14 protein-coding genes are annotated in these 13,130 nt (G+C 63.5%); 5 read left to right on the plus strand and 9 right to left on the minus strand.

The genetic code is table 11. The annotated features are described in order from the left end of the window. Both ACEK02_RS21975 and ACEK02_RS21980 read right to left on the minus strand, forming a co-directional pair. Window positions 1-196, minus strand: a 196-nt coding sequence (locus tag ACEK02_RS21975) for a TCP-1/cpn60 chaperonin family protein (protein WP_371423669.1), incomplete at its 3' end; no start/stop codon positions are given. Window positions 197-292: 96 nt separating this feature from the next. Then, window positions 293-589, minus strand: coding sequence for a co-chaperone GroES (locus ACEK02_RS21980; protein WP_089261928.1), 297 nt, complete (start codon window positions 587-589; stop codon window positions 293-295). A gap of 308 nt (window positions 590-897) precedes the next feature. Between ACEK02_RS21980 and ACEK02_RS21985 the strand changes: the two genes are divergently transcribed. Together ACEK02_RS21985 and ACEK02_RS21990 are read left to right on the plus strand one after the other, a co-directional pair. Beyond that, the gene (locus ACEK02_RS21985) at window positions 898-1,425 is read left to right on the plus strand and encodes a hypothetical protein (protein ID WP_371423670.1); all 528 of its coding nucleotides are present in this window, start codon (window positions 898-900) and stop codon (window positions 1,423-1,425) included. Between the two features lie 47 nt (window positions 1,426-1,472). After that, window positions 1,473-2,681: an MFS transporter gene (locus ACEK02_RS21990; protein ID WP_371423671.1), complete on the plus strand. Its 1,209-nt coding sequence runs from the start codon at window positions 1,473-1,475 to the stop codon at window positions 2,679-2,681. Between the two features lie 13 nt (window positions 2,682-2,694). Here ACEK02_RS21990 and ACEK02_RS21995 read toward each other — a convergent pair whose 3' ends face one another. After that, on the minus strand, window positions 2,695-3,465 hold the full coding sequence (locus ACEK02_RS21995) for a protein phosphatase CheZ (RefSeq protein ID WP_371423672.1): 771 nt from the start codon (window positions 3,463-3,465) through the stop codon (window positions 2,695-2,697). A 296-nt stretch (window positions 3,466-3,761) separates the two neighbouring features. Between ACEK02_RS21995 and ACEK02_RS22000 the strand changes: the two genes are divergently transcribed. Further along, entirely contained in the window at window positions 3,762-4,553 is a 792-nt protein-coding gene (locus ACEK02_RS22000) for a L,D-transpeptidase (RefSeq protein ID WP_371423673.1), read from the plus strand. Between the two features lie 252 nt (window positions 4,554-4,805). Here ACEK02_RS22000 and ACEK02_RS22005 read toward each other — a convergent pair whose 3' ends face one another. Together ACEK02_RS22005 and ACEK02_RS22010 are read right to left on the minus strand one after the other, a co-directional pair. Continuing rightward, window positions 4,806-5,627 carry a DUF2076 domain-containing protein gene (locus ACEK02_RS22005; protein ID WP_371423674.1) on the minus strand — a complete coding sequence of 274 codons (822 nt, stop codon included), beginning with the start codon at window positions 5,625-5,627 and terminating at the stop codon, window positions 4,806-4,808. Window positions 5,628-5,749: 122 nt separating this feature from the next. Continuing rightward, entirely contained in the window at window positions 5,750-6,655 is a 906-nt protein-coding gene (locus ACEK02_RS22010; protein WP_371423675.1) for a LysR family transcriptional regulator, read from the minus strand. A 132-nt stretch (window positions 6,656-6,787) separates the two neighbouring features. On the opposite strand from ACEK02_RS22010, the gene ACEK02_RS22015 reads away from it, so the two are divergent. Then, on the plus strand, window positions 6,788-7,861 hold the full coding sequence (locus ACEK02_RS22015; protein ID WP_371423676.1) for a tartrate dehydrogenase: 1,074 nt from the start codon (window positions 6,788-6,790) through the stop codon (window positions 7,859-7,861). Window positions 7,862-7,940: 79 nt separating this feature from the next. Continuing rightward, entirely contained in the window at window positions 7,941-8,912 is a 972-nt protein-coding gene (locus tag ACEK02_RS22020; RefSeq protein ID WP_371423677.1) for a tripartite tricarboxylate transporter substrate-binding protein, read from the plus strand. On the opposite strand, the gene ACEK02_RS22025 is transcribed toward ACEK02_RS22020, so the two are convergent. The 4 genes from ACEK02_RS22025 to ACEK02_RS22040 all read right to left on the minus strand — a co-directional run bounded on the left by ACEK02_RS22025 (window position 8,909) and on the right by ACEK02_RS22040 (window position 13,028). Further along, the gene (locus ACEK02_RS22025) at window positions 8,909-9,754 is read right to left on the minus strand and encodes a ChbG/HpnK family deacetylase (RefSeq protein ID WP_371423678.1); all 846 of its coding nucleotides are present in this window, start codon (window positions 9,752-9,754) and stop codon (window positions 8,909-8,911) included. The genes ACEK02_RS22020 and ACEK02_RS22025 overlap by 4 nt on opposite strands. Then, window positions 9,751-10,794: a glycosyltransferase family 2 protein gene (locus ACEK02_RS22030; protein WP_371423714.1), complete on the minus strand. Its 1,044-nt coding sequence runs from the start codon at window positions 10,792-10,794 to the stop codon at window positions 9,751-9,753. Before ACEK02_RS22030 ends, ACEK02_RS22025 begins: the two co-directional genes overlap by 4 nt. 93 nt (window positions 10,795-10,887) lie before the next feature. Beyond that, window positions 10,888-11,865, minus strand: coding sequence for an ATP phosphoribosyltransferase (hisG, locus tag ACEK02_RS22035; protein ID WP_371423679.1), 978 nt, complete (start codon window positions 11,863-11,865; stop codon window positions 10,888-10,890). Then, window positions 11,862-13,028: an ATP phosphoribosyltransferase regulatory subunit gene (locus tag ACEK02_RS22040; protein WP_371423680.1), complete on the minus strand. Its 1,167-nt coding sequence runs from the start codon at window positions 13,026-13,028 to the stop codon at window positions 11,862-11,864. Before ACEK02_RS22040 ends, hisG begins: the two co-directional genes overlap by 4 nt. Window positions 13,029-13,130: the final 102 nt, after the last annotated feature.

Consider the following 13,130-nt stretch of genomic DNA (forward strand, 5'->3'; position numbering starts at 1 on the left):
ACTTGTCCTCGAGCTCGATCTCCTTGGCGACGGTGACGCCGTCCTTGGTGATGCGGGGCGCGCCGAACGACTTCTCGATCACGACATTGCGGCCCTTCGGACCGAGCGTGACCTTGACGGCGTTGGCGAGAATGTCGACGCCGCGCAGCATGCGATCGCGCGCGTCTCCGGAGAATTTAACGTCTTTGGCTGCCATGTGATGGTGCTCCTGAATTCCTGAAAGGTGAACTTAAAACGCTGTCATGACCGGGCTTGCCCCGGTGATGACAGCGTTTGTGGCGGGCGGCGTCGCTTAAGCGATCACGCCCATGATGTCCGACTCCTTCATGATGAGGAGTTCTTCGCCGTCGAGCTTGATCTCGGTGCCCGACCACTTGCCGAACAAAACCTTGTCGCCGACCTTGATGTCGATCGGGATCAGCTTGCCGGCTTCGTCGCGACCGCCAGGGCCGACGCCGACGACTTCGCCTTCCGACGGCTTTTCCTTGGCGCTGTCCGGGATGATGATGCCGCCCTTGGTCTTCTCGTCGGCGACGATGCGCTTGACGACGACGCGGTCATGCAGCGGGCGGAATTTGGTCTTGGCCATGGGATTGTCCCTTTGGGTTGCGATCTGGGTGCCATCACGGAGGCGGGCTGGAATCCAGCCGGAACGCTCGAGGCGGCCGGCTCATTCCCTTAGCAATCGCGCTCCGGGAGTGCTAATTGAGCGTCCGGGAGATATGACCAGACGCTTTTTGAGTCAAGCGAGGCCTTAAGGCCTTGGTGAGGCCAATATGGGATGATCTGGAAACCATAACGGAGCATCGGCGTAACTTGGCCGGCCTTATTGCTCCGTCAGGTGTTTTGCGCTTGGCTGCTGGGACGGGCAGTCGGGGAATTTGCTCAGGGGATGATATGATCAGGTCACGCTACGCCCGCACGATTGCCCATCTGGCGATCGTTTCAACTTTGGCGCTGTCATTGGGCGGGTGCGGCACGTCTGGTGGATTGGGCGGCTTCAGCTTTGGGAACTCGCAGCCGACACCGCCGCCCGAGCCTCCGCCGGCGCCGGAACTGCCAGCATCCATCCGCTCGGAGGAGCTCGTCGGCCGTTGGGGCCTGGCGTCCTACATGAATCCCAATGACCGCGTTCGCACCGAGAATGCCGCGCGTGGCCAGTGCAAGAACCCCTATATCATCGGTCAGGGCGCCACCGGCGGCGTTATGATGCATCTTGCCGACGAGGCGACGCCGCAGGAACTGCGCCTTAAGGGCAGTCAGAGCGGCAAAAACTACATCGGTCCGCCCGGCCCTGCCGGTGGCGAAAAGGACCGCGAGATCGTGTCTTTCGACGGCCGGGTGCTCGTCACACGCTTTATCGACAAGGACGCTGCCGTCCGTTACGGCAACATGGTCTATGTCCGCTGCGCGCCCAAGGCATGACCTGAGGCGTAGTGCGGGTCCCGCCATTCTGCTGACAATGTGAGATCATGCACCGATTGCGCGACCTTGTTTTCGGACCGGGCCGCGCGGTCCTCGTGCTGGCATTCACCCAGATCCTGACCTGGGGCATCCTGATCTATCCTCCGGTGCTGACCATGCCGCATGTCACGGCGGCGCATGGCTGGTCGCTGGCCTTCGGTATGGCCGGCTTTTCGTTGGGGCTGATCGTATCGGGGGTGTTGTCGCCCATCGTCGGCGGATTGATCGACCGGCACGGCGGCAATGTGGTGATGGCATCCGGCGCGCTGGCTGGTGCTTTGGGCCTCGCGCTGTTTTCGGTTGCCGATCATCCCGTGACCTATCTCGCCTGCTGGCTGTTGCTCGGCGCTGCGATGTCGGCGTCGCTCTACGATCCGGCCTTTGCGACGCTGACGCGGATCTTCGGGGCTTCGGCGCGGCGGCAGATCACCTTCGTGACCTTTGCGGGCGGCTTCGCCTCGACGGTCGGTTGGCCGGCGACCCATCTTCTGCTTGAGGCTGTCGGCTGGCGGGGCACCTATCTGGCCTTCGCAGCGATCTTCGCCTTTGTCGTTGCGCCGCTGCATGCCTTTGCCTTGCCGCGCCATGTTGCCGTTGCGCCTCTGCCCGTGGCGGATGCCGTTGTCGTCCCCCAGCAGGCAACCCTGCGCCCGCAAGGCTGGCCGTTCATCCTGCTGGCCGCGGCTTTCTCGCTTTACAGTTTCATTCTGTCGGGCGTGACGTCGAACCTCTTGGCCCTGCTGGAACGCGGCGGGCTCAGCGCTGCAACGGCGGTGACCATCGGCGCGATGTTCGGCCCGGCGCAGGTGGCATCGCGGCTGGCTGACTTCATGCTGGCGGGGCGCACCCATCCGCTGTGGATCGCGCGCGGGGCGGTGGTGCTCGTGGTGTCAGCCTTTGCGATGCTGGCCTTTGCCGGAATATCGTTTCCGCTGGCGGCATTGTTCGCCATCGCGTTCGGCGCCGCCAATGGCGTCATGACCATCGCGCGGGGCGCGCTGCCGCTTCTGATGTTCGGTCCGGTGGGCTATGGCCGTGTCATCGGCCGTATCGCGCGGCCGGCCTTGTTCGTGCAGGCTTTTGCGCCGTTCGTGGTGGCATCGGCGGTCGAGACGCTGTCCGACCGCACCGTCCTGCAACTGGGCACGATCGGTGCCCTGATCGTTCTGGGGTGTTTTCTGGCCATCCGTCCGCCGGGTGTCGCCACCCGGCGTTAGTCAGTCATCAACCTTAGCCGAACATCGCGTCGATATCGTCCTGCGAGGCATGGCCGATATCGCCATCCAGCTTCGGACCGTTCAGCAGCTTCTCGTCTTCGCCGCGCTCGTCGACCTTCGCCGGCGCGTGCGCCTTGATCTCGTCGACGCCACCCCAGATGTCCATCATCGCGGTGATGCGATTCTCAATGAACTTCATGGTGGTCATGACCTTGCTGATGCGCTGGCCGGTGAGATCCTGGAAGTTACAGGCTTCGAAGATCGCGACGACATTGTCGCCGATCTCTTCGAGCATCTGCTTCTGCTGGTCGGGCGAGGTTACCTTGCCGAGCGCTGTCGATGCGTTGTCGATGGCTTCGGCTGCGGCGAGGATCTGCTGGGTGGCTTCTTCGGTGCCGCCGACGACGGCGCCGAGTTCACCGTTGACCTTGGCCATTTCGTCGCCTTCGAAGCTCTTGCCATGAAGAACTGCGATTTCCTGCTTGGTGCGGGTAATGGCGTCGTGGATGAGGTCGAGTTCGATCTTCAGCTTTTCGCACTGCTCGATCTGTGCGCGATAGGTTGCGAGCAGGGACTGCGCTTCCGCGATTTGTTGATCGGCGGCGGCGCCGACCTGATCTGTCACGGCGTTGCGGCCCGGCGTTCCCATCTGCGCGCGGATCGCGCGGAGCTCGGCCATGATTTCGCGATGCATCGGCATTGGCTCGCTGCCTACAACTTCATTGGGCATAGGTGCGGTACCGAAAACTTCTTCAATGCGAAATCGCTTGCGACGAACAGACATCAGGTCCCCCAACGTTCAATCAATTCCCCGTTCGTATACGCATGAGTTTAACGTGAAGTTCACGCGGGAACTTCGTACCGATGCTCAAGTATCTCTGTGAGAACTGTTAGTTAACCATGGAGCCTTCGCGTTTAGTCAAAATAAACGCTACCTGACAGAACAGCGCCTTCTGACGATGTGGTGAATCCAAACGGCGATTGTGTTTACCAAACCGAGGCGATTTTAACCTTAAGTCGGAGTGTGCAAAGCGCTTCTCAGGTGAGAACGCGCACGACGAAACAGTGCAGAGTACGTCGATGTTCAAAAAGTTCTCTCTCACGCTTCTCGCCAGCGCGTCCTTCATCGGCGCTGGATTCCATCAGGCGCTTGCGGTGGAAGCCGCAGCGCCATTCGCCGAGCCTTCGGTGGTCTATGCGCAGCAGCCGCAGCGTCCCATGCAGCGCACGGCCTATGCCGAGCGCTCGCGCATGGGCGGTGGCTTCATCGAGTTTCTGTTCAGCGATGGTCCGGCACAGCAGGGCCAGCGTTATCAGCAACAGCCGGACTACTCCTACGAGCAGCGACGTTCGCTGCTGCCGCCGATGGATCCGCAACAGCGTGTCTATCGGCAGGAAGAGACGGCAGACGCTGCGCGTCCCGCGATGGACCCCAAGTATCAACCGCAGATGGTCGAGTATCAGGGCAGCGAAAGCGCCGGCACCATCGTCGTCGATACGCCGAACAAGTTCCTGTTTCTGGTGCAGGGCGGCGGCAGAGCGATGCGCTATGGCATCGGCGTCGGCCGGCCGGGCTTCACCTGGTCCGGTGTAAAGACGATCACGGCGAAGAAGGAATGGCCGTCGTGGACGCCGCCAAAGGAAATGCTGGCGCGCCGTCCTGACCTGCCGCGTTACATGGAAGGCGGTCCGGAGAATCCGCTCGGCGCCCGCGCGATGTATCTCGGCTCGACCCTGTATCGTATTCACGGCTCCAACGAGCCATGGACGATTGGCACCAATGTTTCTTCAGGCTGCATCCGCATGCGCAACGAGGACGTCATCGATCTCTATGGCCGAGTCGGTGTCGGTGCAAAGGTCATCGTGATCTGATCTTGCTTAACCTCTCCCCGCATAGCGGGGAGAGGTCGGCGCGTAGCGCCGGGTGAGGGGCGGGGCAGGCGCTCTCACCAGGACGGAGCCGTCGAATCCCTCCGTTACGGCATACCGTCTTTTGCTGCTAAAATCCGATCCGATAGTTGAGCGACCGAGGCCTTTATCGCGTGATGCCCCTCACCCGTCCGGCTTCGCCGGCCGACCTCTCCCCGCATAGCGGGGAGAGGTTAAGGGTGTGCCGCCCGATGATCAGGCGAAATCGCTGTCGTCGGAATCCATGTCCATGGAGTCGTAGTCGCCGTCGTCCTGGTCTTGATCCTGGTCCTGATCGGCGTCGGCCTGTGCCTGATCGAACGATCCGGCGCGGGAGCCGCTGGACGAGCCGATGTCATTGACGCCGGCCTGATTGGCGAGGCTGCCGCCGGACGAATCCGAACCTGAGCTCCAGGGGCTCCTGCTCTCGCTGGCATTGGCGGCGTCGCCGAAACCTTGCTGGTGGCTGCCGCCCATCATCGAACGGATACTGCCGAGCAGAAGCGAGCCGCCGACCACGCCGGCTGCGGCCGCCGCTGCGGTACCCAGAAACGAACCGCCACCGCCAGCCTGGGGCTGCTGCTGGCCGAACTGGCCCGGTCCCGGACCTTGGCCATAGCCGCCCTGGCCGTATCCGCCCTGGCCATAGCCAGCTTGCGGCTGCGGCTGGCCGAGGACCTGTCCGGTGTTCCAGGCAGCGCGGCTCGGTTCGGGCGGGCGTACGCTCGGCACGGAGCCGCGCGGCGGGTTGGGGTTCTGAGCCTGACCGAACAGGGCGTCACGCATCGAATCGAGAAAGCCGCCCTGCGGAGCCTGTTCGGGGGCGCCGTTACCTTCGAGCTGCTGGATGCGCTCATGGGCGCGCTTCAGCGCTTCGTCCTGCAGCAATACGGTCTGGACCAGCGCATAGAGCGCATTGGGCGCGCGGCGCTGGCCCTGCGCAATGGCGTCGAGGGCGTCCGGATCGCGTGGCGCGCCTTCAACCTTGCTGAGCCGGTCAAAGAGATCGTCAACCAGTTGGCGTTCTTGCGGTGTCATGGCGTCCTCTGTCTCAAAGCCGCGCCTCGAATAGCGCGCAGGAGATGTAATGACGCTTTGTGTCGCGAATAGTGCCCGCCGGATTAAATTTCGGTATGCGACAAAACGGCAGGTGACGGGCCTCACGCCTCGCGGGCATAGCGTGCGAGGTTGTGCTGCAGCAAGTCGAGCACCTGATCCCGTGCCGGATCGCGGGTCCCCCTGATCCAGGCTGCGGCGAGGGGCAGTCTGTTCATCGCCGCCATGCCCAGTGGCATATAGCGAACCCCGCGCGCGGGCATGCGCGAGGTCCAGCGCGGCACGATTGCCAGCCCGATCTCGGCGGCCACGAGATTGACGATGGTCTGCTTCTCGTCGGCAATCTGGACGACATTTGCCTGTAGTCCGGACTCTGCAAACAGCTTCATCGTCAGGTCGTGACTATGCGGCCGCGAACGTCGCTCCGGCACGATCAGCGGCTCGTCAGCAATGTCCGGGATCGACAGAGTCGCGCGCGATGCCAGCGGATGCCGTTCGGAGATGGCCACCACCGCCGTCTCGTGAAATAGAAACATGAATTCCAGCCGCTTGTCGGCGCTCTGAGGCGGCCGGACGAAAGCGAGATCGAGCCGGCCGGACAGCAGGCGAGGGAGCAGACGGATCGTCTTGTCCTCAACCAGCCTGATCGCGACGTCCGGAGCTTGCTCACGAAGATCGTGAAGCAATGCCGGAAGTAGTCCGGCGGCGGCGCTGTCGATCGCACCAACGCGGATCGTGGCGGCGCGGGCGCGCACGCGTTCGCGGAATGACGATGCGATCTCGTCGGCATGGGCGATGAGGTCGCGCGCCTGTTGCAGAAATTCGGCACCGTCGTCGGTCAATGCCACGCTGCGTGTGGTGCGCGTCAGCAGGCGCGTGCCGAGATCGTCTTCCAGCATGCGGATGGTGCGGCCGAGCGCCGACGGCATCATCTCGAGCCGCTGCGCGGCGCGGCCGAAATGCAGCTCGTCCGCCGCGACGACAAAACAGCGCAGCTGATGCAGGTCCATCGGTCCTCCCGGCGAACTCTTGTCGCCCGACAATCCATTATATCATTTATTTGCACAATCCAATGCGATTGAGCCCGGCGCGGCCGGCCTGCAGGGTGGGACTAATCAACTCAACCCAGCAGAGACCTCACCATGCGCGAATATTCCATCGCGGCCATTCCGGCCGACGGCATCGGCCCCGAAGTCATCGCCGCCGGCACCCGCGTGCTGGAAGCGCTGCAGAAGCGCGTCGGCGATGTCACTTTCAATGTCGAGACCTTCGACTGGGGCTCGGCCTATTACCGCAAGCACGGCGTGATGATGCCGGCCGACGGTCTGCCGAAACTGAAGAAGTTCGACGCGATCTATTTCGGCGCGGTGGGCGCGCCCGACGTGCCGGATCACATCACGCTCTGGGGTCTGCGGCTGCCGATCTGCCAGGGCTTCGACCAATACGCCAATGTGCGCCCGACCAAGATCCTGCCCGGCATCACCTCGCCGCTGCGCAACGTGAATACAGGCGATCTCGACTGGGTGATCGTGCGCGAGAATTCCGAAGGTGAATATGCCGGCTGCGGCGGCCGCGTGCATCGTGGACTGCCCGAGGAAGTCGGCACCGAAGTGTCGGTGTTCACCCGCGTCGGCGTGCAGCGGATCATGCGCTATGCGTTCAAGCTGGCGCAGTCGCGGCCGCGAAAACTGCTCACTGTTGTCACCAAGTCGAATGCGCAGCGTCACGGCATGGTGATGTGGGACGAGATTGCCGACGAAGTGTCGCAGGAATTCCCCGACGTCACCTGGGACAAAATGCTGGTCGACGCCATGACGGTGCGAATGACGCTGAAGCCGCAGAGCCTCGACACCATCGTGGCGACCAATCTTCACGCTGACATTCTCTCCGACCTCGCCGGCGCACTGGCCGGCAGCCTCGGCGTCGCGCCGACGGCAAATATCGATCCGGAGCGCCGATTCCCCTCGATGTTCGAGCCGATCCACGGCTCGGCCTTCGATATCACCGGCAAGGGCATCGCCAATCCCGTCGCGAGTTTCTGGACCGCGGCGCAGATGCTCGATCATCTCGGCGAGCCGGATGCTTCTGCGCGGCTGATGCGTGCCGTGGAGAAAGTCTGCGAAGCCGGCATCATCACGCCCGATGTTGGCGGAAAGGCCACAACGAAAGAAGTGACCGACGCCGTGGTGGACGCGATCCATAGTTCGAACGTCTGACGCCATTTTCAATCGTCCCGGCCAATGCCGGGGCGATCAAACGACCAATAAAAACAACGAATTTCACCGGGAGAACCACATGAAACGCTCAGCCATACTGGCCACCGTACTTGCAATGGTGAGTTCAGCCGCGTTCGCGCAAAGCAACTATCCGAACAGGCCGATCACCATGCTCGTGCCGTTCGCGGCCGGCGGTGCCACCGACACGGTCGCGCGCGTCACCGCGGCGACCATGTCGAAGTTGCTCGGCCAGACCATCATCATCGAAAACGCCACCGGCGCCGGCGGCACCATCGCCGCGGCACGCGCGGCACGCGCAGAGCCGGACGGCTACACGATCCTGATCCATCACATTGGCATTTCGACGGCGGCAACGCTGTATCGCAAGCTGCCCTACGACACCAAGACCGCCTTCGCGCCGATCGGTCTCGTCACCAATGCGCCGATGACCATCATTGCGCGGCCGAACCTGCCGCCGAATTCGCTGGCCGAGCTGATCACCTATATCAAGGCCAACGGCGACAAGATGACCTTCGGCAATGCCGGCCTCGGCGCGGCCTCGCAACTCTGCGGCCTGATGTTCATGAATGCCATCGACAAGCAGATACTGTCGGTGCCCTACAAGGGCAACGGCCCGGTGATGAACGATTTGATCGCGGGCCAGATCGACCTCACCTGTGACCAGACGACCAACACCACCGGCCCGATCGCGGCGAAACTCGTCAAGAGCTACGCCATCACCACAAAGACTCGTCTGTCGTCCATGCCGGATCTGCCCACTGCAGATGAGGCTGGCCTGAAAGGCTTCGAGGCTGGCGCCTGGCACGGCATCTATGCGCCGAAGGGCACGCCGGATGACGTCGTGCAGAAACTCGCCAAGACGCTGCAGGAATCGCTGCGTGATCCCGAGCTGATCAAGCGCTTCAACGACATCAACACCGATCCCGTACCACAGGATCAGGCCACGCCGCAGGCGTTGAAGAAGCAGCTCGACAGCGAAGTCGACCGCTGGGCGCCGATCATCAAGGCGAGTGGACAGTTCGCCGACTAACGCGCCAGCGTGACGTTGTTCGCTGCCAGCAACTGCGCGAAGGCATCGCTTGCGAGATATTGGTATTCGCGCTCGCGCTGGTCGGTGAACGGATCGAGGTCGATCAGGATCTCATCGACATGGCCCGGATGGCACATCACCAGTCCGCCGTCCGGGAGGCCGTCGAGGAAGCCGGCCATCAGCGCACCGAAGTCGGTTTGCCTGGTGAAATCATAGGCGCCGGCGAATCCCCGATTGAACGGCACGCCGGCGCGCGTCGCACGCCGGCGAAACGTGGCGCTGAGCGTGTCGAGCAACAGCGCCTTCGGATTATCGAGGCGTTGGCCCAAAGGCAGCACGCGGCCGGACTGCCGCACCCAGGCCCTTGGCGCGTTTTTCTTCACTGATGCGAGGATCGCGTCGCGCACCTGCGGGAAGGTCTGCACGTGCTGGTGCCCGTCGACATAGTCAGGGGCGCGCCCGAACAGGGCCGCAAACTTCGCGATCTGCGCCGTCAGCTCGGTTTCGATGGCCTCGCGATCGAGTTTTCGCAGCAGACTGAAACGCAGCATTCTGCCGAGTGGCAGAAAAAGCTCATCGCGCAGCGGCCGGTAGTGCATCGTCAGCGGATGAAACGGCGCGGTCAGCGTCGCGTGGAGTCCGATCCCGCAATTCGGGTTCTTCGCGACCGCGTCCTGCAAGGCGCTGACGTCATTGCGGGTGATGGCGGGGCCGACAACCATCACCGAAGTCGCATTGAGACGTCCAAGCGTGATGAGTTCACGGATGCCCTGATTGACGCCGGGGCTGATGCCGTAGTCGTCGGCGCAGAGTGTGATGCGGCGCAGGGCTGCGCCGGTCATTCGGCGGCGGTCCGGTCGGTGGTTTGCACGGCGCTGTCGGAGGCATTGCGCTTCACGCTGTGTTCGGCGACGAAATAGATCGGCCGCGCCTTCAGCTCGGAGAGGATCTTGCCGATATATTCGCCGAGCACGCCGATCATGATCAGCTGCACGCCGCCGATGGTCATCAGGCCGACGACCAACGACGGATAGCCCGGCACGGATTTGCCGGAGATCATCGTCTCCCACAGGATCGACAGACCGAACAGGAACGCGCCGAAGGCGAGCAGCAGCCCGAGCAGGCTGGCGAAACGCAGCGGCGCGACGGAGAACGAGGTCAGTCCTTCGATCGACAGGCCGATCAGCTGTTTCGGATTGAACGAGGTGACGCCGTGTTCGCGCGCCGCCGGCTCATAGTCGACGCGCAGCTGGCGGAAGCCGATCCAGGTGGCCAGTCCCTTGAAGAAGCGGTTGCGCTCCGGCAGCTGGCGCAGCGCCGCAGCCGCACGCGGCGACAGCAAACGGAAGTCGCCGGCGTCTTCCGGAATCTTTTGCCGCGCGCCCCAGTTGATCAGCGCATAGAAGCCGCGCACGGCCTGACGGCGCAGGAAGGATTCGTTGTCGCGATGGGCTTTGGCCGTGTAGACGACGTCATAGCCTTCGACGATCCAGTGGCGCACCAGCTGTTCGACCAGCGATGGCGGATGCTGGCCGTCGCCATCCATGAACAGCACGGCGCCCTTGGTGACATGGTCGAGCCCCGCCATCAGCGCGGCTTCCTTGCCGAAATTGCGCGACAGAGACACGACCTGAACGTCGAGCGACGTGGCTTGCAGGCTGCGCGCGATCGCTAGCGTGCCGTCGGCGCTGCCATCATCGACATAGACGACTTCGCAGGCGAGGCCGTGGCGTTCCTTCAGCGTGGTCGCGAGCGCGGCCAGCCGCTCATGAAACAAGGCGAGGCCGGGCGCCTCGTTGTAGACAGGCACAACGATCGACAGACCTTGCGCCGCGGCGGTCGCGGCATCGGTCGACAGGCTAGAGACGTCGCTGCCCAGCATCATCGATCAGATTCCAGTATCCAAAACAGGCTCATGACTCATATGGTAATCAGCCCGTGCGCTCGCCAGCAAGGCGAAACGCGGCGCTGCGCATTACTGCCGCAGGAAGGCCTCAAGTTTGGCGAACAGCGGATTCTCGCGATCCATCACATAGTCGAGCGATGCGACCGAGACGGTATCTGCGCCATTGGCACGCAGGAAGCTGCTGAGTGCATAGAGCTGCGTCGGCGGGCAGTGCAGGGTGATCATGCCCGATGAGGTCGGGCCGCCGAACGGCGACACGACGCCGAAGCGGTTATGTGCCTCGGTGAGCAGCGCCTGATTGCAACCGGCAAAGCGCGTGCGCACTTCCTTGTACTTGCTGGCGCGGGCGCGTGCGGCGATGTGATCGAGAATGATGCTCGCGGTTTCACGCGCCTGGGGCGACCAGTCGGCGGCGCGCGACGCGACGAGATTGGCCTGGCTGCGCAGGATCACGCCGTCATCGAGCACCTTGAGGCCGTTGGCGACGAGAGTCGCGCCGGTGGTGGTGATGTCGACGATCAGTTCGGCGGTGCCGGTCGCAGGTGCGCCTTCGGTGGCGCCGGCGCTTTCGACGATGCGGTAGTCGACCACGCCGTGTGACGCGAAGAAGTTGCGTGTCAGGTTGATATACTTCGTGGCGACGCGCATGCGGCGATTGTGCTGCGCGCGGAATCCGGTGGTGACGTCGTCGAGATCGGCCATGGTGCGGACGTCGATCCAGGCCTGCGGCACGGCGACGACCACATTGGCGCTGCCGAAGCCGAGGCCTTCGATCAGTGCAACTTTCTTGTCGGCGTCGGGGATGCTCTCGCGCAGCAGATCTTCGCCGGTGATGCCGAGATGCACGGCGCCGCGCGCCAGGTTCGAGGCGATCTCGCTGGCCGAGAGATAGGCGATTTCGACATTGTCGAAGCCGGCAATGGTGCCGCGGTAATCGCGCACGCCGCCCGGCTTCGCCAGCGTCAGGCCGGCGCGGGTGAAGAAGGCTTCGGCGTTTTCCTGCAGACGGCCCTTGGAGGGAACAGCGAGGACGAATGGTGCGGTCATGACGCACTCCCGGAAACGAGCGCCGAGGAGGCGTGTTGGGTCAAGGTTTCGATCCAGACCGAGAAGCCGACCGCCGGGATCGGCGTGGCGGCTCCGAGCTGCGTCAGCAGCCCATCATAGCGGCCACCGGCGACCAGCGGCTCGGTGCCATTGCCCTTGCGGTGCAGTTCGAATTCGAAGCCGGTGTAGTAATCGACGCCCCGGCCGAACGAGGTCGAGAAACGCGTCCTGCTGGTGTCGATACCGCGCGCCGCCATGAAGCCGATGCGGCTTTCGAATTCGTCGATGGCGGCCGTGATATTGAGCTTGGCATCGGAGGCGAGCTTGCGCAGTTGCTGCAGGGCGTCGTCGGGATCGCCTGAGATGGCGAGGAAGCGCTTGATCAGCACCAGCGCATCTTTCGGCAGCGCGCCGCCTTTCAGCGTCGACTGTTCGAGGAAGCGGTCGGCGATTTCTGCCACCGAACGGCCGCCAACATTGGTGGCGCCGGCAATCGACATCAGGTCGGTGACCAGTGCCAGCGCCGCCTTGCGGTCGGAGCCAGCCAGGGCGGCGAGCACGCCTTCATATTCGTTGCGCACCGGCGATTCCGCGAGGGTCAGCCGGTCGAGATCGTGGGTCAGGCTGATTTTGCGGTTGAAGTCCTTCATCAGCCGCCGCTTCCACACCGGATAGAGGTCGAGCGCCTCGATCAGCGCCGCGAACAGCGCGACGTCGCCGGTGCGGATTTCGATATCGCTGAGGCCGAAGGCTGCCGTCGCCTCGAGACCCAGCGCCAGCATTTCGGCGTCGGCGGCGGCGCGGTCCTGACGGCCGAAGGATTCGATGCCGGCCTGCTGAAATTCGCTGGGCGTGCCCTGCCGATAGCGGAACACCGGGCCGAGATAGCTGAAGCCCGCGGGCTGGCCGGCCTGCGGTGAGGCGAGATAGTCGCGCGCCACCGGGATCGTCAGATCCGGGCGCAGGCACAGCTCTTCGCCAGACGCATCGGTCGTCAGATACAGGCTCTTGCGGATGTCTTCGCCGGACATGTCGAGGAACGGGTCGGCCGGCTGCAGGATCGCCGGCTCGGCATGGGCATAGCCAGCCTCGGCAAATGACAACAGCAGCGCATCCGCCCAGGCAGCGGATCCGGTCGCGCGAGGGGCGGCGGGTTTGGTCATCTCGAAGTCCAGCAATCTCAACAGAGTGGTCGTTGGCGCAGCCCATAGCATGGCGGTTGCGACGTTTCGACCACCATCGCCCGGCTGCCTTAATGTCAGGTC

This window comes from Tardiphaga sp. (genome assembly GCF_041424195.1).
GTDB lineage: Bacteria > Pseudomonadota > Alphaproteobacteria > Rhizobiales > Xanthobacteraceae > Tardiphaga.

What these genes read in the sequence shown, in the direction of transcription:
- ACEK02_RS21980 (WP_089261928.1), bottom strand. Translation starts at nt 589, where the DNA reads ATGGCCAAGACCAAATTCCGCCCGCTGCATGACCGCGTCGTCGTCAAG.
- ACEK02_RS21985 (WP_371423670.1), top strand. Translation starts at nt 898, where the DNA reads ATGATCAGGTCACGCTACGCCCGCACGATTGCCCATCTGGCGATCGTT.
- ACEK02_RS21990 (WP_371423671.1), top strand. Translation starts at nt 1,473, where the DNA reads ATGCACCGATTGCGCGACCTTGTTTTCGGACCGGGCCGCGCGGTCCTC.
- ACEK02_RS21995 (WP_371423672.1), bottom strand. Translation starts at nt 3,465, where the DNA reads ATGTCTGTTCGTCGCAAGCGATTTCGCATTGAAGAAGTTTTCGGTACC.
- ACEK02_RS22000 (WP_371423673.1), top strand. Translation starts at nt 3,762, where the DNA reads ATGTTCAAAAAGTTCTCTCTCACGCTTCTCGCCAGCGCGTCCTTCATC.
- ACEK02_RS22005 (WP_371423674.1), bottom strand. Translation starts at nt 5,627, where the DNA reads ATGACACCGCAAGAACGCCAACTGGTTGACGATCTCTTTGACCGGCTC.
- ACEK02_RS22010 (WP_371423675.1), bottom strand. Translation starts at nt 6,655, where the DNA reads ATGGACCTGCATCAGCTGCGCTGTTTTGTCGTCGCGGCGGACGAGCTG.
- ACEK02_RS22015 (WP_371423676.1), top strand. Translation starts at nt 6,788, where the DNA reads ATGCGCGAATATTCCATCGCGGCCATTCCGGCCGACGGCATCGGCCCC.
- ACEK02_RS22020 (WP_371423677.1), top strand. Translation starts at nt 7,941, where the DNA reads ATGAAACGCTCAGCCATACTGGCCACCGTACTTGCAATGGTGAGTTCA.
- ACEK02_RS22025 (WP_371423678.1), bottom strand. Translation starts at nt 9,754, where the DNA reads ATGACCGGCGCAGCCCTGCGCCGCATCACACTCTGCGCCGACGACTAC.
- ACEK02_RS22030 (WP_371423714.1), bottom strand. Translation starts at nt 10,794, where the DNA reads ATGCTGGGCAGCGACGTCTCTAGCCTGTCGACCGATGCCGCGACCGCC.
- hisG (WP_371423679.1), bottom strand. Translation starts at nt 11,865, where the DNA reads ATGACCGCACCATTCGTCCTCGCTGTTCCCTCCAAGGGCCGTCTGCAG.
- ACEK02_RS22040 (WP_371423680.1), bottom strand. Translation starts at nt 13,028, where the DNA reads ATGACCAAACCCGCCGCCCCTCGCGCGACCGGATCCGCTGCCTGGGCG.